Below are 20675 nucleotides of genomic sequence, written 5' to 3' on the forward strand. Positions count from 1 at the left end.
TCCGCCCCAGCGAGGTCTCCACACTCATCGGGGCCCGATGGGCAGGCCGCGGCATCGACCTCCAGGACGAACTGACTCGACGTGCTCGACGCGCCCCCGCGGCTGCCGCAACCAAGGCAGCCAGACGCCTGCCACACACCGCCCAAGGCCGATCGCTGCCCTCCGCACCGACGACCACTCCATCGGAAGGACACGAACTGTGAACGACCCGATCTACGCCACCGCAGAAGGACTTCGACTCTTGCTGCTCGACCTCGCCTATGCCGGCCCCGGTGCATGGGAGACCGACCCCGACGCCGCCGAGCTGATGGCGTACGCCATGGACAAGTACGGCGCACTCGCTCACAAGTACGGGCTGGAACCCACAGACGCCGCGACGTGCGCCTTCGAGATCATGAACGCCCGGGCGACCCGGCTGGCCGAGGATCCGTGGGCAGTGATCACGCACGCGGTCCACCTGAGCCTCGTCTATGAGTCCCGGGCCCGAGGGATGCTCTGCTCAACCCAGCAGGCGCGCCACAGCTCCGGCGCCAACTACCACGACGCCGAACGGTTCAGCGAGCGCGACGTCGACCTTGCGAACTACCACCCAGCCTTCCAGGTCGAAGACGACCTCAGCGCCATCGACGATCCGAGGCAGGAGTCCATCGAGGACGAACCGACGAACGCCTACTTCGCCCTCGACCAGGCGATCCAGTTCTTCGTCGAGCTCGGGTGGTCCCGCCGCACTGCACGGCTCGGGTTGGAGTACATCGCCGCCCGCCTGATCCGCACCGGCACCCGCCCGAGCGCCTTCGAGTCGCTGCGACGCGACGGGAACGGACCAGTGCTCCTGGACGTCGATCACAAGTCCTGGCTCGCCGTCCTGCGCGGTGTGCTCGGAAACCAGCATCCCGACCACTCCCACACCAGCGAGGGACGCGGGATCCTTCTGCGTCTGATGTCCGGCGAGGGACTCGACGAACTGTTCGAGGACGCGGCACTCGCGCGCCTCATCGAGCACGCGGCACCCGAGTACACGTCAGCGAGCACGCGCCGTGTCTGACAAGGGATTCGTCGAGCTCGAGCGCCAGATCGACTCCATCATCGTCGGTGAGCGTCACCGTCAGCATCCCGGTGACCTGACCAAACTGACGGAATCGCTTACCCGCGTCGGCCTTCTTCAACCGGTCACCATCACACCCGACGGCTACCTCATCTGTGGCTACCGTCGATTGGCGGCCGCCAAGCAGCTCGGCTGGCAGACCCTCCGCGTCTGGGTGCGCTCGGGCATCAGCGACGAGCTGACCCGGTTGCTTGCCGAGCGCGACGAGAACATCACCCACCAGCCCCTCACCCCCGACGAGGCAGCGAAGCTCTACCAGGAGCTTCTCGACCTGGTGAAGGAGGACGCGCGGCGCCGACAAGCCGCCACCCAGTACGGGGCGAAGAACGATCAACCCGCAGGTCAGCGCAGTCATGCTGAATCAGCATCACCGGGGCCAAAAGCCTTGGGCTCGGCCCGTCGCCGGGCCGCGGAAATGGTGACGGGCAAGGCGTCGTACGCACGGCTCGAGCAGATCCTCGAGATGGAACGCATCGCCGCGGACCGGTCCCAACCCGAGACGATCCGCCAGGTTGCGACCGACGAGCTCGGCGCGATCCGCAACGGCGGTCCTGTCGATCCTGGGTACCAGCGAGTCAAGGCAGCACAGCGCGTCGCAGCGCGGATGACCTCGCGCCAGGATTCGGACGTGGACGCCCTCACGGACGAGGCCCTCGCCGAGGCGAAGGCTGACCACAGACGTCGGGTCCGCGAGAACCGCGCCAAGCGGGCGTCGGCGGCGGCCACCGCCATGCGATCCACCCGCGCGTTCGTCCTGACGTGGGCGGAACTCGACGGCTGGTCCAAGCGGTACGACGTCGAGCAGATAGCACGCGAGGTGAAGCCGGACGACTGGATCCTCTTCCTCCGCGTCGTCGACGAGACGACAGCGTTTGCCGAGGCGGTGACACGCGCGCGGGAACACGCGGCCACCTCAGACACATGCGCTACCCGACACGTTCCGAAATTGTCCGCCGACGTCACCTGATCATCGCCTGCCTCGCTCTGGGCACCCTGGTGATCGCCGTCCTCAGCTACTCGCTGCAGGTGCGTCCCTCACCGGCCACGCCGGGCACAACCGGGATCGCACCCTCAGCACCCCGTGCGACGACGACCAAAGCCCCCGTCTCCCCCGTCGCCGACCTCGCGCCATTGCGGCCGACGAGCGAACCCGACGCGTTCGCCCGCCTCGTCGCCGCCGCCATCTTCGAATGGAACACGGCCACGCTCGTCGGACGGTCCGACCACGTCCAGCGGCTCGTCGCCGTGAGTGACCCCAGCGGTGAGTCCTCCCCCGGCCTGATCTCTGACATCGACAACTACCTGCCCACCGAAGAGGCCTGGGCCGAGCTGGCCCAGTTCGAGACCGCGCAGTGGTTCGACATCGAGTCCGTGGTGACACCCACGCTGTGGGACGAGGCAGAGGCCCAAGCAGGCAACGAGCTGCTTTCCGGCACCACCGCCTTCACCATCGAAGGCACCCGACACCGCTCCGGAATCTGGGAGAACCAACGCGTCGCCTCCGCGCACGAGGTCGCCTTCACGGTCTTCATCGTGTGCGGGCCGTCCTACCCCCAGTGCCACCTGCTGCGCCTCTCGAGGCTCGATGAGCCCCTGGACTGAGCATGGCCAAGATTGCGCTCATCACCGTCCTTGCCCTCCTCCTCGGGCCCGCGATGCTGCTGCTGAGCCTCGGCGTATTGCTCAACCCGGCCGCCCAGGCCTCATGCCTGCCGGCCACCTCCTCGCCCCCGTCGACGGGCACACCCTCCGTCACCGAGCCAGAGACCTCGGGTGTGGTCTTCCCGCTCCCCGCCGGGTCGTGGACACGCTCGAGTGGCTTCGGGATGCGCGTCCATCCGATCACCGGCGAACGCAAGCTCCACACAGGAGTGGACCTGTCAGCCGATGCCGGCACACCCATCGTCGCTGTTGCCGACGGACGCGTCGTCTCCGTCGGGCCCGCCATCGGGTACGGACACCTCCTCGTGATCGAGCACACCGTCGGTGCACGGCCGGTGGCAACGGCGTACGCCCACATGTACGCCGAAGGCATCCACGTCAGCGTGGATGACACGGTCACGGCTGGCCAGCACATTGCAGACGTCGGGTCGGACGGCTACTCGACGGGCGACCACCTGCACTTCGAGGTCCGACCTGGCGGAGCCGAGGCTGCGCCCGTCAATCCTGAACCATGGCTGAGTGCGAACAGCGCAGCCGAGATCAACGGCAGCGAGAGCGGCTGTGACGCGGCCACGAGCGGACCGGCGACGTCCTACCCAGGAACCAACCCGAACGGGCTCGTCGACGACCCCACGACCGACGGGCTGATCACCGAACAAACTGCGCACGTCCTCGCCCAGGTCCGGGCCACCTTCCCTGACACGGCCTGGGCATGCTGGTCACAGCGCCCCGGCAACGACTCCGAGCACGAGGTCGGACGCGCCTGCGACGGGACGTTTGGCAACTCAATTGGCACAGCCGCCACCGGGCCCGCCCTCGACCTCGGATGGAAGGTCACCGACTGGCTCAAGTCCAACGCCGGCAGGCTCGGCGTCGAGTACCTCATCTGGCAGGGCCGCATCTGGTCGGTGGCACGCAGCAGCGAGGGCTGGCGCTCCTACGACGGTGGCGGGATGCACGACCCGACCAGCGTGACCGGCGGACACTTCGACCACCTGCACTTCACGGCCGTGAGCTGATGTCAGGAGCACCCACCCGTTTCGCGGGCTGGACCCACTTGAGCACCTGCATGGCGTGAGCATCACGACAGCCCTGCTTCCACTGGTAGGACCCGACTTCGGTGCCGTCGGCGGAGCAGGCGACCTGCGGAAGATCGTCGGCGCACTGCTCACGTACGGCCTCGTCATCGCCGTCCTCACGGTGATCGCATGCGCAGCGACATGGGCGATCGGATCAGCACAGGGAAGCTGGCAGACGGCCAGCAAGGCGAAGACCGGGCTCTACGTCGCACTCGGCGGAGCCGTACTCACCGGAGGCTCCCTCGTCTGGGCCAACTGGCTGCTCTCCATCGGCGCATCTCTGTAGCCACCCGTAGTAAGCCCGCACCTCCCACGTTGCCTCCGAACCGGCGTCGCGCGCGCACCTGCCCTGCAAGACCCTGACCCTGCCCAGGAGGAATCGTGCTCTACCGCTCCCCAGTGCTCCCCTACGACATCACCATCAGTCCCAACTCCAACGGCCTACCGGGCATCGGGCAGCTCCGAGACGTCGTCGGCGCGGCCATGACCGTCGGCCTCATCCTCGCGGTGCTGGCCCTCATCATCTCCGCGATCGTGTGGGCTCTCGGCGCAAACTCGTCCAACCCGCACCTCGCCGGGCGAGGCAAGGCTGGCGTCCTGGTGGGCCTTGGCGCCGCGATCATCACCGGCGCGTCCGTCACCCTCGTCAACTTCTTCTGGAACGTCGGCCAGTCGGTCTGACCCGAGCTTCGGTGAGAGGACGACACGATGGTCGACGTCTGCGACATCCCCGTGATCTCAGGTGTCTGCGACGTGGCCGGAGAAGCGGCCGGCTCCCTGGTCTCGGCTCCCTTCGACTACCTCGCGCAGTCCATGGGGAATGCAGCCGGCTGGATGTTCGAGTCGGTCTGGAGGGTCTTCGACTCGACCACCATGGTCGACGTCACCAGCAGCCACTACACCAAGGTCTACAACATCCTGTTCGGCGTCGCGGTCTTCGTGATGCTCGGCTTCTTCATGCTCCAGGTCATCGGCGGCATGATTCGGAGAGAACCCGCAGCTCTGTCCCGAGCCGCCCTCGGCATGGCGAAGTCGGTCCTCGGTTCGTTCGTGGCGCTCACCCTGCTCGCAACCGCACTGGAGCTCACCGACCAGCTGTGCGTCGGCATCGTCAAGGCCGCCGGGACCAACATGGAGGAGATGGGCGACCGGATCGTGCTCCTGGTCGCCGGCCTCGGGGCCATCAGCCTTGCCGCCCCCGGAGCGGGGGCCATCGTGACCATCTTCATCGCCGGGCTCGCCATCGGAGGTGCGGTCATCGTCTGGGTCAGCCTCCTCGTCCGAAAGGCTCTACTTCTCATCGCGATCGTCTTCGCCCCGATAGCGCTCGCAGGGGCGAGCTGGGACCACACACGCGGCTGGATCGGCAGGTGGGCGGGCTTCGTCCTCGCCCTGATCTTGTCCAAGGTCGTGCTGGTGGTGATCTTCCTGCTGGCGACCGCGCAGGTGTCCGCACCCATCGACTCCGACCTCGCATCGGCAAGCGAGCCGATCGCCGGCGTCGTGCTCATGCTCATGGCCGCGTTCGCCCCTTACCTCACCTACAAGGCGATCAGCTTCATGGGCTTCGACATGCACCAGGCGATGTCGGCCGAACAGGAGACCAAGTCGGCGATGAACCGGCCCATGCCCATCCCCCTGAACCGCCAGTCCGGGTCGACGCCCCGCAAGGTCCTCGGTGGCGGGCCGCAAGGCGGGAGTACGGCGACGGGTGGCGGAGGTCCCTCGCCTGCCCCAGCCGCAGCTCCTGGGGCTCGAGGCGGGGCTCGAGGCGGGGCTGGAGGCGGGGCTGGACGCGGAGGTGGAGGCGTCGCGGGCGGAGGCTCAGCTGGCGGGCTGTCGAGCGGGCGGACAGGTGGCGCGGCCGGGGGCGGCGTGGCTGCGGGACTGGCGATTGCGAAGCAGTCCTTCTCCGCTGGCGTCAGCACCGGCCGCTCGGTGGGAGCTGCGGCTTCGCAGCAGATCGATGCCGCCAACCAGGCACCACCTAGCGCCGCGGCATCGCCGCCACCTCACGTGGCTGACCCGGTGCCCGCGTCGAACACCAAGAAAGGCCGAGGGCGGTGAGTACAGGTTCGGCGGGGCGCGACTACGACCTCGCGCCGGTGAAGTTCTCCCGCCTGGCCCGTCGTGGAGTCCTGCTAGGTCTCTCGGGCTCACAGCTGGTCGTGGTCGGCACGGCTGCCGTCACGCTGGTCGTCGCGCTGTACCTGGGCGGCGGCACCCTTTTGCTGTACGTCCTCCCGATGTTGCTCCTGTGCGCCGCCCTCGCGTGGGTCGGCGTCGGTGGCCGCAAGCTGGTCGAGTGGCTCCCCGTGGTGGCTCGCTGGGTGTGGCGCTCGACCGGCGGCCAACTGCTCTTCCAACGCCGGATCGTGAGACCGCGGCCTGTGGGGACTTTGGCGCTGCCAGGCGATGCTGCGCGGTTGCGGCAGTGGCTCGACCCCGAGAGCGGAGCTGTGATGATCCACGACCCGCACCGCTCGACACTGACGGCAATCGTCAGCGTCACCCATCCGGCGTTCATCCTGCTCGACCCGATCGAGCAGCAGCGTCGCGTGGCCAGCTGGGGCCGTGTTCTGGCAACCGCCTGTCGATCCGGACGGATCGCGTCGCTGCAGGTGATGGAGCGGACGCTTCCCGACTCGGGCAGAGGGCTGGCGCAGTGGTGGTCCCAGCACGGTTTGCAGGACGACTCGTGGACGTCCACGACGTACGCCGAACTCATCGACCGTGCCGGTCCCGCCGGCGAACGGCACGCGAGCACCGTCTCGATCTCACTCGACATGAAAGCTGCTGGTCGTGCGATTCGCGCCGCGGGCGGGGGCACCCGCGGCGCTGCCGCAGTGCTCCGCCAGGAGATGTCGACGACCACCGCTGCCCTGAGGGCTGCCGACCTCGCACCGTCGGCGTGGCTGGAGCCTGGCGACCTGGCGGTGATCCTGCGTTCGGCGTACGACCCGGTCGTCGCCGGAGCGCTCGAACGCCACGGTCAGCTCGGTCGTGACCTCGCCTCGGCCGGGCCAGTCGGTGTCACTGAGCAGTGGTCAAGCGTGCGCAGCGACTCAGCCCACCACTGCGTGCTGTGGGTCAGCGAGTGGCCGCGATCCTTGGTCTACCCCGGGTTCCTCTCGCCCGTACTCCTGTCCTCGGGCGTACGACGCACCTTCACGCTCCTCTACACCCCGATGCGTACCGACCAGGCCGCGCGCGACATCCGCAAGAAGAAGACCGAGTACGTCTCCGACGCCTCCCAACGTCAGCGGATCGGCCAGATTGAGGACGCCCAGCAGTCCGCGGAGTACAACGACGTGCTCCAGCAGGAGGCGGACCTGACCGCGGGTCACGGCATCCTGCGCACCACCGGACTGATCGCCGTCAGCGCCGCGGACCTCGACGAGCTCGAGCGCGCCGTGGCTCACCTCGAGCAGGCAGCCATCCAGGCCTCCTGCGAGACCCGTCGACTCTGGGGCCAGCAGGCGCAGGCGTTCGCGGCAGCAGCGCTCCCGTTGTGCCGAGACGTGTGAGGGTGGCGCGCGACCGACTGGCGACGGGCTTCCAGGCACACCTCCTTCTCAACCACATCAAGTAGGAGGCGCCGATGCCCACGTTCGAGGACCCGGCTGTTGACGCCGACAACGCGCAGAGCGCGCTGGCGCATGTGACCCTGTCCGTCTATCCCCTCGCTGTCGTTCGTGGGCTTTCGCTGTGACGGGCTGGGATGAAGGCCGCTTGCACAGCTCGGTGTTAATGTCGCCCCGTCGCGAGCGACGCCGTGACCGTCGCGTCCGGCAGAGTGCTGCGAAGTCCTTGCTCTCAGTGGACCGCGAGGCACGGAACGCAGCAGCCAAGGCACGGGCCGACGAGCTGACAGCCGAGCGCCGCGCCACCGTCGTACTGCCCCGGGCTGGCGAGCCCGGCCCCGCCGCCCTCCGCACCCCAGGCCGATTGCGCTTACGACGCCATCAAGACACCTCAGCGACGCTGGCGGGTGCCTACCCGTTCCTCGCCGAGGGTGGCCTCGGAAGTGACGGCGTCTTCGTCGGTCAGGATCTCTACTCAGGCAGCTCCTTTGTCTACGACCCGTGGGTGCTCTACTCCCGCGGTCTCATCACCGCACCGAACCTCGTTCTCGCCGGGATCGTGGGCGCTGGCAAGTCCGCGCTGGCAAAGAGCCTCTACACCCGTTCGATCCCGTTCGGGCGCCGCGTGTACGTGCCGGGCGACCCGAAGGGTGAGCACACTGCAGTCGCCGAGGCCGTCGGCGGCAAGGCCATCGCGCTCGGGCACGGCATGGCCAACCGGCTCAACCCCCTCGACGAGGGTCTCCGGCCCAGCGGTCTCGATGACGCGCAATGGACGGCGCAGGTCACGGCCAGGCGACGGGACCTGGTCGGCGCCCTGGCCGAGACCGTGCTGGACCGACGACTGACGCCGCTGGAGCACACGGCAATCGACGTCGCCCTTGGTGACGTCGTCCGCACGTCGCCCACGCCTGTGCTGCCGATGGTGGTGGACCGGCTCCTCTCCCCCGACCCGGCCACCGACACGGACGGTCGCCTGGCAGAGGACGGACGCCTGGTCGCACACGCGCTCCGACGTCTGGTCGCTGGCGACCTGGCCGGGCTGTTCGACGGCCCGAGCACGGTGCGGTTCGATCCGACACTGCCGATGGTGTCGCTCGATCTCTCTCGCGTCACCGAGAACGCCACCTTGATCTCAGTGCTGATGACGTGCGCATCGGCCTGGATGGAATCCGCGCTACTCGATTCGTCCGGCGGGCAGAGGTGGGTGGTGTACGACGAGGCCTGGCGTCTCATGTCTCACCCGGCACTCCTGCGCCGGATGGACGCGCACTGGCGACTCGCGCGCCACTATGGCATCGCGAACATGCTGATCTTCCACAAGCTCTCCGACCTCGACAACGTCGGCGACCAAGGCTCAGCGATGCGCGCCCTCGCGTCGTCACTGCTCGCCAATGCCGAGACACGCGTGGTCTACCGGCAGGAGTCGGACCAGCTCGGTTCGACCGCGACGGCCCTGGGCTTGACCGGGACCGAGCAGTCGCTGTTGCCGACGTTGGGGACCGGTCAGGGGCTGTGGCGGATCAAGGACAGGTCCTTCGTGGTGCAGCACCAGCTGCATCCCGCCGAGCTCGAGCTGTTCGACACGTCCGCGCGGGCGTCCGGGACCCTTTAGGAGTTCGCGCGAATATTGACGGTCCAGCGACGAACCTGAGCGTCTGAGCCATCCCCGAGCGGCCGCGGACCCTGAAGTTCAGTGAGCACCGGGGCGATGGGTGTTGCATGCTTTCTGGTCCCGTGACCCGGAGGACTATCGGTGGCCGATCGGCAGAACCCAGCGGAAGGCGCTCAGCAGGGGCTTGCGGCACCAGCACGCCGCCGAGCAATGGCACCGTTGAAAGCCCGCCGCTTCGGCGGCCCGACTCCCCAGTGCCGCAGTGAGGTAGAGCGTGACCGGGAGGATGATGCGGCGCCTCATGCCGGTGAATCTACCTCTGGGCGCACGGCATCCGTGCGTGGTCGTGAGGCCAGCGGCTGGGCGATGATGTGGCAGATCGCCTCGTCGGAGCAGTCGGCCGGGTCGAGCCGACGGCTGAGGCCGATCAAGTGGCCGAGCTCCGCTTCGAGGGTGGCCAGTTCGCGTTGCCGCTGCTGCACGTCGAGCAACTTGGCGGCCAGGAGGTCCTGCACGTGTCCGCACGGAGTGGCGCCTTCGCGGCGCAGGTCGAGGATCGTGGCGATCTCGACCAGAGTGAGGCCGGCGGCTTGAGCGTTGCGGATGAAAGCGAGCGTGGTGAGTGTCGTGTCGTCGTACTCGCGGTAGCCGTTGGGGCCTCGACGCGGTTGCGGCAGCAGTCCCTTGCGCTCGTAAAAGCGGATGGTGGCGGTCGGGACCCCGACGGCCTCGGCGACTTCTCCGATGCGCATGGTCTCACCGTACCGCTTGACCTTGTACCGTGGTTCAAGGTTTAGCGTCGGGGTGTGGACATCACGCTGCTCTATTTCGAGGACTGCCCGAGCTGGAAAGTCGCGGACGAGCGCTTGGCTCTGATCGCAGCCGAGCGCGGCGACGTGACGGTGACCCGCCGACTGGTTGAGACTCCGGAGGACGCCGAGCGCGTCGGGTTTCTGGGCTCACCCAGCATCCAGATCGACGGCGTCGACCTGTTCGCCGAGCCCGGCGCACACGTCGGGCTGGCTTGTCGGAGATACCCGGTCCCCGGTGGCCACGAAGGCGCACCGACACTCGTCCAGCTCCGCAGGGCGCTCGCCGATGCGTGACCGAATGGGCGCTGTCGGACCAGTGGCCGCCGTTGTCGGCGCAGTCGGCATCTGTTGCGGACTGCCGGTGCTGCTGTCGCTGGGGGTGCTCGGTGCGGTGGCCGGCATGTCCCTCCAGAGCTGGGCCCTGATCGGGGTCGGCCTCATGCTCCTCGCCCTCGGCTGGGTGACGCGGGTGCCACGCCGGAGATGTCCCGCGTCAAACGTCAACGAGACCGCCAACAAGCCGTTGAAGGAGAACCGCCGATGAGCGAAAGCTATGACTTGATCGTGCTTGGCGCCGGGATGGCCGGTGTGGCGTCTGCGAACAAGTGCGCCAGCCAGGGGTGGCGCGTCGCGATCGTCGACCCGCTGCCCTACGGCGGCACGTGCGCCCTGCGGGGGTGCGACCCGAAGAAGATCCTCCGCCGCGGCGCGGAGATCATCGACAGCGCCCGCCTGATGGACGGCAAGGGCATCGACGCTGCCGGCCTGTCGATCAACTGGGGCGACCTGATGAAGCACAAGCACGGCTTCACCGACCCGGTGCCGGAGAACATGGAGGCCGGCCTGAACGGCAACGGCGTCGAAACGCTCCACGGCCCGGCGCGCTTCACCTTTGAGCGACAGATCGACGTCGACGGCACCCGCTACGACGCCGACCGCTTCCTGATCGCCACCGGCGCCAGACCCCGCCCCTTGGACTTCCCGGGTCACGAGCACCTGATCGACAGCACCGGCTTCCTCGACCTCGACGAACTTCCGTCACGGATCCTGTTCGTCGGAGGCGGCTTCATCTCCTTCGAGTTCGCCCACATCGCCGCCCGCGCCGGCGCGTCACCGGTCATCGTGGACCGCGGCGAACGACCCTTGAAGGGATTCGACCCCGACCTCGTCGAGCTGCTGGTCACCCGTGGCGCCGACATCGGCGTCGAGCTGCGACGCTCCACCAGCATCGCGGCTGTCGAGCCGAACGGCCGTGGCTACATCGTCACCCTGGACCGGGCCGGAGTCCACGAGAGCATCGAGACCGAGCTCGTCGTCCACGGCGCGGGTCGTGTCGCGGACCTCAGCGGTCTTGCCCTCGACGCCGCCGGAGTGGAATGGGGCGAACGTGGCCTGAGCGTCTCGGATCACCTCCAGAGCACCACGAACCCGGCCGTGTGGGCTGCCGGGGACTCCGCGGACACCGCGGGGATGCCGCTGACGCCGGTGGCGGTCATCGAGGCCAAGGTCGCCGCCTCCAACATGCTCAAAGGCACCACCACCGCCCCCAACTACACCGGCATCCCTACGGCGGTATTCACCATCCCCGAGCTCGCCCGCGTCGGCATGCTCGAAGCAGAGGCTCGCGAGCAAGGCATCGACCTCACCGTCCGTCACAGCGACACCAGCGGCTGGTACTCCAACTACCGCATCGGCGAGACCACCGCGGCCGCGAAGGTCCTCATCGACCGGTCCACAGACCGGGTCGTGGGCGCCCATCTGCTGGGCCCCGAGTACGGGGAGCTCATCAACACCTTCGGCCTAGCCATCACGCTCGGGCTCACCACCCGTCAACTCAAATCGACCACGGCCGCGTACCCGACCGTGGGGTCCGATCTGGGATCGATGCTCTGAGAGCATCGCTGCACCAGGCACCAACGTCGGCCTGCTAGTGCCACGCTCCGGACGGCGATCCGGCTCTAGTAGTCGCGTTTCGGGTGACGACTGGCAAGCGTTGTAACCCCTGTCCTTACGCGAATCGCATGCGGATTTCCATCACCCGAGCCGCGAGCCCCTCACAATCTCCCTGACCTTTTGGCGTGTGGCGTGTGGCGTCGAACCGGCGCCACCGCATGGACACCAATCGGGGCCCGTAGCCGTACGAACGAGCCTGAGCCCCCAAGTTGCGTCGCCAGCCAGTTGGTGCCGGGGACACACCTGTCGTCTGAAAGACAGGAGTCGCCCGATGAGAGCTCAGCCCCGAGGCGTCGCTTCCCGCGAAGAGAGGCTCGACGCGTTGCAGCAGAAGCTGGCCCAGTCCGTCGGCAATCTGGTGACCGGAGATGACTGGAAGCGGGCGATGGAATTCGCGGCTAGGTTTCGCACCCGTTCGTTCAACAACACGCTGCTGATCTATGTCCAGCACGTGGTCGCCTACCAGGAAGGTCGAGTGCCCGAGCCTGCACCGTCGTACGTCGCTGGCTTCAAGCAGTGGCTCAGTCTGGGCCGGCACGTCATGAAGGGCCAGTCGGGCTACGCGATCCTCGCACCTGTGACAGCACGGTTCGCGTCGTCGACTCCGACCAGCGCGGAGTCGTGGCGACGTCTCGGCCAAGGTGAGACGGCCAAGCCCGGAGAAGCCGTGGGTACGCGCTTGGTTGGTCTCAGGCCTGCCCATGTCTGGGACCTGAGTCAGACCGATGGTGACCCGGTTCCAGAACCACCGCGCCCCGTGTTGCTCCAAGGACAAGCCCCGGCAGGATTGTGGGACGGCCTCGCGGATCAGATCACCTCGCACGGTTTTGACCTCAGGCTGGTGTCACACGCTGAGGCGATCGGTGGCGCCAACGGCCTCACGGACTACACGACCCGCAACGTGTCGGTGCGGATGGACATGGATGACGCCGCCCAGGTCAAGACGCTGGCCCACGAGCTGGGTCACGTCATGCTCCACGGACCTGACAACGCCGATGCCGCGATGCACCGCGGTATCGCGGAGGTCGAAGCGGAGTCCGTTGCGCTAACTCTTATCTGGACAGCATCGGGCGGGTGGGCTTTCTCTGGCAGTTCACCCACAGCGCGAAGACGAGGTGTCCATGAGAGTTCAAGCTATCCGCGGTGTCGACGGTCTGGAGGTCCGGCTCGTCGGCGGGGACGGGACCACTGTCGATGTGGTGACCGGCTACCTTCGCTACCTGACGGCACGTGGTTGCTCGCCGAACACCGTGCGCAGCTACGCCTACGACCTGCTGCACCTGTGGCGGTTCCTCGACCACTCAGGAATGGGCTGGGACGAACTGCGTCCACGGTCCTCGATCGACCTGCTGACATTCCTCCGCACGGAGCCGACGAGATCACGGGCACGGCGGCTGTCGCTGACTGCGGTCGGACCTACGGGAACACCGATCCTGTCAGCGGCGACGATCAACAGGATCTTGACTGGAGTCGGTGGCTTCTACGAGTGGGCGATCGCGACTGAGCAGTACGACGGCGCAAACCCGATCGAGCGTCGTCCCGACCCGGCGTGGCAGCGCGTCACGGACCGGCACCAGCCTTTTGCTGGTGAGGCCAGTCGGCAGCGGCCACAACGACGAGCGTTGAAGGTCCGTCAGCCGAAGCGTCTCCCGCGGCCACTGTCTGACGAGCAGGTTGCCGCGTTGTTCGCCAAGGTCGCATGTCGTCGCGATCGGGCGATGCTGCTACTGATGCTCAATGGCGGCCTGCGTCCGGGCGAGGTACTCAGCCTGCACCTGGACGACGTCGCCTACGGCCGACGTCGTGTCTTCGTGCGCGTGCGCGACGACCACCCGGCAGGGGTCCGGCAGAAGTCACGGACCGAACGGGTTGTCGACCTGTTCGACACCGACACACTCGCCGCGCTGAGCGACTACGTGATGTCCGAACGCCCGGCACAGGCATCTTCGCCGTTCGTGTTCCTGGTCGGCGGCAAGGGCTCCAGACGGTGCGAGCCATTGAGCTACGCGGCGCTTGTCCGCTTGTTTGCCCGTGCTGCGACCCGAGCAGGCATCCGCGAGCCGTGGGTCACCCCGCACGCACTCCGGCATACGCACGCGACCCGAATGTGGGAGGGCGGGATGCGGGAGTTGACGTTGCAGCGCAGGCTCGGCCACGCCTCGGTGGAGTCCACCCGCATCTACACCCGCGTCGCTGACCACGAAGTCGCCGCGGACTACCAGCGCGCGCTCGGCCAGCAGGAGCACGTTCGAACGACCCCGCGGGCCGGTGACGCACGATGACAACGCCGGCCGCGATACCGGTGGTGTTGGCGCAAACCCCCGAGCACGCATCGGCTGAGGAGTTCGCGCAACTGATCCGCGCGGTGACGAACGACCCCTCGTATCTGAGCCTCAAACTCAAGCACCGCAAGGAGTTCGTGGCGCGCTACCCCGATCTGAGCGAGTGGTTCGCCGAGCCGTTGACCCACCGCGTCGGCCGCCTGTTGGATGAAGACCCTCGCTGCGGCCCGCTCACCGATCCCATCTCCTACAACGCACGCCACTACCTGACCTTCCTGGGAGTCGCCGGCAGGGTGAGGTTCGACTGGGACTGGCTACTCGCCGTCCCGGCCTTGAACGTGTGGGTCCACGCCGAGGCGTTGAACCTGCCGTTGGTGCAGGCCCGTGACGAGCTGAGTGAGCTCGGCTCCCGGGTGGGTTTTCGGACCAAGACCGCCAGCCGCGCCGCGCAGTGGGCATTGTCGCGGATGCTGCTGCACAGCGGAGTCCCCGCGCTCGACGCGTTCACCGTCGCGGACTTCCAGGATCTCCTGCACGCGATCGACGACTTCGGCCGCCGACCCGATCGGCGCCACTTCCACGGCGACGACTCCCAGTGGGCCAGCAAGCGACGCAACTGGGGATCGCAGGTCTTCCTCCTGCAGCTGCTGCTCTACCACGCCGGTCACATCCCCGAGGTGCCGAAGGAGCCGCTGCCGAAACGGGTGGTCTGGCCACCCATGCCGCAGGTCATGACCGTCACGATCGAGCGCTACCTGGATGCCCGCAGCCAGCTCGACCGGCCCTCCACGGTCCAGAACATCTCCGCAGGGCTGCGCAGGTTCACCACTTGGCTGATGGCCAACCGTGCGCCGGTGGCGTCCTTCGCCGAGGTCTCCCGTGCCGACGCTCTGGAGTTCTGCGTCTGGCTGACCACGCTCACCCATCACCGCACCGGCGCCCCGCTGGCTCCCGCGACCCGGCGGCAAGACATCCATGCCGTGCTCGGGTTCTTCCGTGACGGCTACGCCTGGCAATGGCCTCACATGCCCGGTCGTCCGCTGCTGATGAACGGCGACCTGCCCAAGATCACCCGTGCCGTCCCCAGGTTCATCCCCGACAACGAGCTGACGGTCCTCATGGACGCCGTCCGCGCGCTTGAGTGCCCCTTCCAGCGCGCGGCGTTGCTGATCGCCAGATGGAGTGGTGCCCGTCGCAGCGAGATCCGCATGCTCGACCTGGACTGCCTCGACGCCTACCCCGACGGCACACCCCGGCTGCGGCTGCCCGCCAGCAAGAACTACTCCGAACGCACCGTGCCGATAAACGAGGAAGCAGCCGACGCCATCCGGACCCTCCACGGCCTGCGCCGCGAGCAGATCGACAGGCCGCTACCCGGCAACCACAAGGAACGTCCCGCTCGGCGCCTGTTCGTCCGCCAGGGACGGGTCCTCTCGAACGCCTACCTCTTCGACGACGCCTTGACGAGGGCCTGCCAGGCAGCGGGCCTGGTCAACCCGCAGGGCAAACCGACGATCACTGCCCACAGGTTCCGCCACACCGTCGGAACTCAACTCGCGGAACGCGGCGCGCGACTCCAGACGATCATGAGCGTCCTGGGCCACAAGAGCGTGCAGATGGCGCTGGTCTACGCCCACGTCAGCGACCCCGCCGTTCTCGACGACTACAGCTCTGTCCTCGGCGCCGACGCCACCATCGCCGGACCGTCAGCCTCCGCCGTCCGGAACCGAGAACTTACACCCGAGACGGTCGACTGGATCAAGGGCAACTTCTTCCGCACCGAACTCGAGCTCGGCCACTGTCTGCGCCTGCCAGCCGAAGGCCCCTGCGAGTGCGACCTGTACTTGACGTGCGCGAAGTTCATCACCACGCCGAAGTACGCCCCGCGCCTGCGCGACCGCTACTCCACGGAGCTCGTACTCAGCGACCACGCCCGCAGCCAGGGATGGACACGCGAGGTCGAGCGACATGAGGTCGTCGCCCGACGCATCTGCCAACTCCTGGACGATCTCGGCGAGCCGTTGACGGTCAACGACCCACCGACCTGCACCGGCGATCACGAAGAGAACGTTCCGTCAATTCAGGGCTGAGCATCAGTGCCCGGACACGAGGATCGCGACCACGAGCGCGGTGCACTCCAATCCCGGCAACGGCCCAACGGCAGCGCAAAGCCGATCCAGAAAAGCCCCGGTCCGGCCTACCTACAGGACGTCACTCCACTTCAGTTGTTGCCGCCGGTGTAGCTGCCGTCGGCAAAGCCAAGCAGCAACCCCAGGGCTGCGATTGCGATCCCGGAGTACAACAGAATGTGGCCGGCCTTCTTGATGTCGACGTGCGGCGTCTCGGCGGTGACTGCGAATTTCAGCACCGCACCGACGATGGCCAGGAAGATGCCGAGGCCGAGGAGTCCCATGATGTCCCTTCAGTTCTGGCCGGAGCCGTTGGTGCCTGGCTGATCACCGTTCGTGCCGGAGCCGCCGGAGCCGTTGCCCGCCTCGCCCGTGTCGCCGGACCCACCGGTGGTGCCGCCCGTGGTTTCCTCGCCGCTGCCCTGCTGATCCGCGTCATCTGATACGCCCTGGTCGCCAGAGCCGTCGGTCTGCTGGTCGCCCGGCTGGTCTCCGCCCGACTGGTCACCCCGGCCGTCCTGGCCGTCCTGGCCATCGCCCTGGCCGTCGCCCTGGTCACCCTGTTCAGTTCCGCCCCGCTCGGTTCCGTCCCGCTCGGTTCCGTCCCGCTCGGTTCCGTCCCGCTCGGTTCCGTCCTGGCCGGGCTGGTCATCGTCGTCGTCGATCGTGGTGTCGGGCTGGTGCTCGACTGGCCCCTGCTCGTCGGGGTTGGGGATGTTGAAGGGGGTCAGCCCGTTGACCACTTTCGACACGATGCGCTGCGCTGGAGGTGGCAACTCGTTGGCAGCGGCGGCCCCCAGTCCCCCGGCCAGGATTCCCGTTGTCACCAGGCCGATGATCGCGGTCCGGGCGGTCCTGCTCCGCTGGTCGCGGGCGACCGCCAATGGGATTGCTCCCGCGAGGACGGCTGCGAGTTCGGTGTCGACGGGCGGCGCAGGTCGGTCGGCAACCGCCCGCAGTTCGGTGAAGAGGACGCTCAGGACCGGGTCGTTCAGCGCCTCGTCGTGGGGGCCCGCCGGGCTCTTGATCTCGTCCATCGTGTTCACTCCGTCGTCTCGTGGCCACCGGCGAGGTGGCCCGTCTCGGTACTCAGCAGCATCCGCAGCGATGCCAGCGCCTTGCCCTGCAACTTCTTCACCGCGACCTCGCTGCGCCCGATCACCGCCGCGGTCTCGCGGATCGTCAGCTCGCCCAGCACCCGCAGCACGACCACGGAGCGCTGGTCGTCCGGCAGGAGCTCGAGGACATCGAGCACCCCGCCGGATCTGATCCGCTCCAGCGCCTGGTCTTCTGCCGAGGCGTGGCTTCGCGGGTCGTCCTCGGCGTCGTACTCCTGATGCACCGGGCGCCGGCCGCGGCTGCGGAACTCATCGACCAGCCGCCCGTGGGCAACTGAGAACGTGAACGCCCGCAGACCCTGCCAGCCACCGGTGATCTCGCCGATCCGCGGGAGGACTCGCACGAACACGTCGTTCGTGAGTCCCTCGGGATCCTGCGCCCCCCGCAGCGTGAGGTAGCCGATGACCCGCGGCGACAGCGCTTCGTAGATCGTGCGCAACGCGCTGGTGTCGCCTGCGGCGGCGGCTGACACCGCCACCTCGAGCTCATCGGTCATCGACTGGGTCCTCCCGGGCAGCATGGTAGGGCGAACAGGTCGTCTGCCCGCCCCACCGAGGATGGCGATCTCAGCCGTTGGAGCCATCCCCGTTGGCGCCGTCGCCGGCGTTGCCCTGGGCGTCGTCAGCGGGACCGGAGTCGCCGTTGCCGGCGTCGCCCTCGTTGCTGTCGCCAGCGTTGTCCTGGTCGTCGCCCTGGGCGCCGTCATCGGTGTTCGTGTTGTCGCCGTTGTCGTCGCCGTCCGCGACCTCACCGTCGTCGACGTTCTCGTTCTCGCCGTTGTTGTCACCCTCGACGACGTCACCTTCGTCGGTGTCGCCGTCCTGACCGTCGCCGACCTCACCGTCATCGGTGTTCGTGTTGTCGCCGTTGTTGTCACCCTCAACGACGTCACCTTCGTCGGTGTCGCCGTCCTGACCGTCGCCGACCTCACCGTCATCGGTGTTCGTGTTGTCGCCGTTGTTGTCACCCTCAACGACGTCACCTTCGTCGGTGTTGCCGTCCTGACCGTCGCCGACCGCGGCGTCGTCGGTGTTCGTGTTGTCCCCGTTGTTGTCGTCGACGGCTGCGTCGTCGGTGTTGGCCGGGTCAGCCGGCTCGCTGGGCGGGTCGACGGTCTCGACCTGAGCGGGAGCCGGCGGGTTGGACTCGTCAGCTGCCGCGGCCACGAGGCCGATGCCGCCGATCGCGACGACGGCGAGGCCGGCAGCGGCGACGGTACGGATGCTGGTGGTCTTCATGTGATCTCCCAGGGCTTGTTGGACGGTGAGTCGTGTCAAACGGGGAACCGAAAGCGGGACGAACCGCAGCACCCCGTTGTCCAGATTGCGAGACCCCGGGCAAAGCGAGCCCTGGACGGCCTGAGCACCTCAAACCCACACCGGGCGGACCCGAACTCGTCGAACCCAGCGCACTGGCCGTGGCTGCCAGTCGCCAGACGATCGAAGGCCTCGAACAGCAGGCGATCGAAACCCTGGGCGAGGGCGGACACCGCGAACTCCGATGTCTGACGAAGCTGCCCGACGCTACCAGTAGCCGAGGCGGCCTCAGCCTCCGACGGGTCCAGGATCTCGCCGCTCCCCCCGGCACCGGCGGTGCACCTTCCTCCCACAACCCGTGGGAGGACCGATGCGTACCAACAGCCGCACCCTGGACGAGAAGATCGCCGACCGCGACGCGAAGCTCGACGCTCTGCACGCCAAACTCACCGAAGCCGTCGAGCAACTCGTTACCGGCGAGGACTGGCGACACGCGATGGAGTTCGCCGCCCGCTTCCGCGCCCGCTCGTTCAACAACTCGCTCCTCATCTGGGTCCAGCACGCCGTCGCCTACGCCGAGGGCCGCGTCCCCGACCCCAACCCGACCTATGTCGCGGGCTTCAAGCAATGGCAGTCCCTCGGTCGCCACGTGATGAAGGGTCAAGCCGGCTACCAGATCTTCGCGCCCGTCACCGCACGCATGGCATCTCACGAGCCCAACAACCCCGACAGCTGGCATCGCCTCGGTCGCGGTCAGAGGCCGGCGCCCGGTGAGGTCGTGCGCGCGCGGATGATCAGCGTCCGGCCCACCTACGTATGGGCGCTATCGCAGACCGACGGCGAACCGCTGCCCGAGACACCCGCACCCAAACTCCTCGAAGGCCAAGCCCCCGCCGGCCTCTGGGACGCACTAGCCGACCAGATCACCACGCACGGGTTCGAGCTGCGGCTCGTGTCCACCTCCGACGCCATCGGCGGAGCCAACGGGCTCACCGACTACCTCACCCACGAGGTCGCAGTGCGGATGGACATGGACGACGCGGCACAGGTCAAAACGCTCGCCCACGAACTGGGCCACGTCATCCTCCACGGCCCCGACAACACCGACGCAGCGATGCACCGCGGAGTCGCGGAGATCGAGGCGGAATCGGTCGCGCTGATGCTCCTCGCCGCGCACAACATGGACAGCTCTCAATACACCGTCCCCTACGTATCGACCTGGGCCTCCCGCATCGAGGGCATCGACCCCGTCACCGCCGTCCATCAGCTCGCCGCCCGCGTCCGGACCACTGCCCTAGGCATCCTCGACAAGCTCGACACCCAAACCCTGCCCAACGGGAACCCGCCCGGGCTGGACCGCGCGATCGCACGGAGCCTCGAATCTGCCGCCCAGCCCATCCCCAACGCCGCCCACGCATCTCGCTCGACCGTCGGAGGACCATCACTATGAACCCACACGGACCTGTCCCGCCCCTTGACAACCGACCTGTCCAGATAGTCATGGTGGGCGCCGGGCACGGCCTGGCGACCAACGACTACACCGTGCCGTACGTCGCCACGTGGGCCGGCAGCGTCCCAGGCAAGTCACCCGTCGAGGTCGTGCAGTCCACGGCCGAGCGAGTCCGCGGGGCAGCCGTGACGATCCTCGACCAGCTGGATACTCACAGGATCGGCAATGGCGATCCGCCAGGGCTCAACCGCGAAGCGCTGACGAGCCGGCACAGCGTCACACCTGCGCGCGCGCCGGTGAAGCGACAGCCGTCGGAGGTGCTGGGCCGGTGAGCATGCTGAACGCTGCCGCCCCCTACCGACGCGAGGACCGCGCAGCCCAGCGTGTGGGACAGCGTGTCCCCGTCGTCCTGCCATTGGTCGACGTCCGCGTCGACCTCGACGGAACCGTGGCCGTCCGACTCGATCGAGAGCCGTACGCCACCGACACCCCGCTGCACCGTGAGGACCTCCAGCGCCTGCTCGCCAAGCTCGCGACCGATCTCGATACAGGGAGGATGGGTTACCCGGTCGGGGTCTGACCTATCTCGATACTGGCGCTGCTTGGTGTGGCTGCCTTGAAGTGCGACG

General features: G+C 67.8%; 22 protein-coding genes and 1 pseudogene. 18 read left to right on the forward strand and 5 right to left on the reverse strand.

All coding sequences use genetic code 11. The features are described 5' to 3' along the window. The first annotated feature begins 199 nt into the window (after nt 1-199). From CFI00_RS12620 to CFI00_RS12660, 9 genes are all read left to right on the forward strand, one after another. Nucleotides 200-1045, forward strand: coding sequence for a serine/arginine repetitive matrix protein 2 (locus tag CFI00_RS12620; RefSeq protein ID WP_207081504.1), 846 nt, complete (start codon nt 200-202; stop codon nt 1043-1045). After that, nucleotides 1038-2072: a ParB/RepB/Spo0J family partition protein gene (locus CFI00_RS12625; protein ID WP_207081505.1), complete on the forward strand. Its 1035-nt coding sequence runs from the start codon at nt 1038-1040 to the stop codon at nt 2070-2072. The genes CFI00_RS12620 and CFI00_RS12625 overlap by 8 nt, the downstream gene beginning before the upstream one ends. Continuing rightward, a complete protein-coding gene (locus CFI00_RS12630) occupies nt 2027-2707 on the forward strand; it encodes a cell wall protein (RefSeq protein ID WP_207081506.1) in 681 nt (226 codons plus the stop codon). The genes CFI00_RS12625 and CFI00_RS12630 overlap by 46 nt, the downstream gene beginning before the upstream one ends. A gap of 2 nt (nt 2708-2709) precedes the next feature. Continuing rightward, a complete protein-coding gene (locus tag CFI00_RS12635) occupies nt 2710-3786 on the forward strand; it encodes a M23 family metallopeptidase (protein WP_207081507.1) in 1077 nt (358 codons plus the stop codon). 55 nt (nt 3787-3841) lie between these two features. Further along, the gene (locus CFI00_RS12640) at nt 3842-4132 is read left to right on the forward strand and encodes a DUF6112 family protein (RefSeq protein ID WP_242532366.1); all 291 of its coding nucleotides are present in this window, start codon (nt 3842-3844) and stop codon (nt 4130-4132) included. A 95-nt stretch (nt 4133-4227) separates the two neighbouring features. Then, nucleotides 4228-4527, forward strand: a complete 300-nt coding sequence (locus CFI00_RS12645; RefSeq protein WP_242532367.1) for a DUF6112 family protein — start codon at nt 4228-4230, stop codon at nt 4525-4527. A gap of 27 nt (nt 4528-4554) precedes the next feature. Continuing rightward, nucleotides 4555-5913, forward strand: coding sequence for a conjugal transfer protein TrbL (locus CFI00_RS12650; protein ID WP_207081508.1), 1359 nt, complete (start codon nt 4555-4557; stop codon nt 5911-5913). Then, nucleotides 5910-7373: an SCO6880 family protein gene (locus CFI00_RS12655; protein ID WP_207081509.1), complete on the forward strand. Its 1464-nt coding sequence runs from the start codon at nt 5910-5912 to the stop codon at nt 7371-7373. Before CFI00_RS12650 ends, CFI00_RS12655 begins: the two co-directional genes overlap by 4 nt. Nucleotides 7374-7596: 223 nt before the next feature. Then, a complete protein-coding gene (locus CFI00_RS12660; RefSeq protein WP_207085501.1) occupies nt 7597-9045 on the forward strand; it encodes an ATP-binding protein in 1449 nt (482 codons plus the stop codon). 299 nt (nt 9046-9344) lie between these two features. Here the strand turns inward: CFI00_RS12660 and CFI00_RS12665 are convergent, their stop codons facing one another. Next, nucleotides 9345-9797, reverse strand: a complete 453-nt coding sequence (locus tag CFI00_RS12665; RefSeq protein ID WP_207081510.1) for a heavy metal-responsive transcriptional regulator — start codon at nt 9795-9797, stop codon at nt 9345-9347. A gap of 54 nt (nt 9798-9851) precedes the next feature. Between CFI00_RS12665 and CFI00_RS12670 the strand changes: the two genes are divergently transcribed. From CFI00_RS12670 to CFI00_RS12690, 6 genes and pseudogenes are all read left to right on the forward strand, one after another. After that, nucleotides 9852-10151, forward strand: a complete 300-nt coding sequence (locus tag CFI00_RS12670) for a thioredoxin family protein (RefSeq protein WP_207081511.1) — start codon at nt 9852-9854, stop codon at nt 10149-10151. Between the two features lie 22 nt (nt 10152-10173). Next, nucleotides 10174-10401 (forward strand): hypothetical protein, encoded by a 228-nt coding sequence (locus CFI00_RS12675; protein ID WP_207081512.1) that lies wholly within the window; start codon nt 10174-10176, stop codon nt 10399-10401. Then, nucleotides 10398-11750 carry an NAD(P)/FAD-dependent oxidoreductase gene (locus CFI00_RS12680; protein ID WP_207081513.1) on the forward strand — a complete coding sequence of 451 codons (1353 nt, stop codon included), beginning with the start codon at nt 10398-10400 and terminating at the stop codon, nt 11748-11750. The genes CFI00_RS12675 and CFI00_RS12680 overlap by 4 nt, the downstream gene beginning before the upstream one ends. Before the next feature lie 445 nt (nt 11751-12195). Next, nucleotides 12196-12408: pseudogene (locus tag CFI00_RS23975) on the forward strand (ArdC family protein); the annotation flags it as partial. 601 nt (nt 12409-13009) lie between these two features. Continuing rightward, nucleotides 13010-14092, forward strand: a complete 1083-nt coding sequence (locus CFI00_RS12685) for a tyrosine-type recombinase/integrase (RefSeq protein ID WP_207081514.1) — start codon at nt 13010-13012, stop codon at nt 14090-14092. An 83-nt stretch (nt 14093-14175) separates the two neighbouring features. After that, entirely contained in the window at nt 14176-16182 is a 2007-nt protein-coding gene (locus CFI00_RS12690; RefSeq protein WP_207081515.1) for a tyrosine-type recombinase/integrase, read from the forward strand. A gap of 131 nt (nt 16183-16313) precedes the next feature. Here CFI00_RS12690 and CFI00_RS12695 read toward each other — a convergent pair whose 3' ends face one another. The 4 genes from CFI00_RS12695 to CFI00_RS12710 all read right to left on the reverse strand — a co-directional run bounded on the left by CFI00_RS12695 (nt 16314) and on the right by CFI00_RS12710 (nt 18578). Further along, nucleotides 16314-16505 carry a DUF6458 family protein gene (locus CFI00_RS12695; protein ID WP_207081516.1) on the reverse strand — a complete coding sequence of 64 codons (192 nt, stop codon included), beginning with the start codon at nt 16503-16505 and terminating at the stop codon, nt 16314-16316. Nucleotides 16506-16514: 9 nt separating this feature from the next. Next, nucleotides 16515-17258: a hypothetical protein gene (locus CFI00_RS12700; protein ID WP_207081517.1), complete on the reverse strand. Its 744-nt coding sequence runs from the start codon at nt 17256-17258 to the stop codon at nt 16515-16517. 5 nt (nt 17259-17263) lie between these two features. Further along, nucleotides 17264-17836 (reverse strand): RNA polymerase sigma factor, encoded by a 573-nt coding sequence (locus CFI00_RS12705; protein ID WP_207081518.1) that lies wholly within the window; start codon nt 17834-17836, stop codon nt 17264-17266. A gap of 70 nt (nt 17837-17906) precedes the next feature. Then, nucleotides 17907-18578 carry a hypothetical protein gene (locus CFI00_RS12710; protein ID WP_207081519.1) on the reverse strand — a complete coding sequence of 224 codons (672 nt, stop codon included), beginning with the start codon at nt 18576-18578 and terminating at the stop codon, nt 17907-17909. 388 nt (nt 18579-18966) lie between these two features. Here CFI00_RS12710 and CFI00_RS12715 point away from each other — a divergent pair, with 388 nt between their 5' ends. Genes CFI00_RS12715 through CFI00_RS12725 form a run of 3 tightly spaced genes read left to right on the forward strand, consistent with a single transcriptional unit; the run spans nt 18967 to nt 20626 of the window. Further along, the gene (locus tag CFI00_RS12715; protein WP_207081520.1) at nt 18967-20046 is read left to right on the forward strand and encodes an ArdC-like ssDNA-binding domain-containing protein; all 1080 of its coding nucleotides are present in this window, start codon (nt 18967-18969) and stop codon (nt 20044-20046) included. Between the two features lie 50 nt (nt 20047-20096). Further along, complete coding sequence (locus tag CFI00_RS12720; RefSeq protein WP_207081521.1) at nt 20097-20378, forward strand: hypothetical protein; 282 nt, start codon at nt 20097-20099, stop codon at nt 20376-20378. Further along, nucleotides 20375-20626 carry a hypothetical protein gene (locus CFI00_RS12725; RefSeq protein ID WP_207081522.1) on the forward strand — a complete coding sequence of 84 codons (252 nt, stop codon included), beginning with the start codon at nt 20375-20377 and terminating at the stop codon, nt 20624-20626. The genes CFI00_RS12720 and CFI00_RS12725 overlap by 4 nt, the downstream gene beginning before the upstream one ends. Nucleotides 20627-20675: the final 49 nt, after the last annotated feature.

The organism is Nocardioides sp. S5 (assembly GCF_017310035.1).
Lineage (GTDB): Bacteria > Actinomycetota > Actinomycetes > Propionibacteriales > Nocardioidaceae > Nocardioides.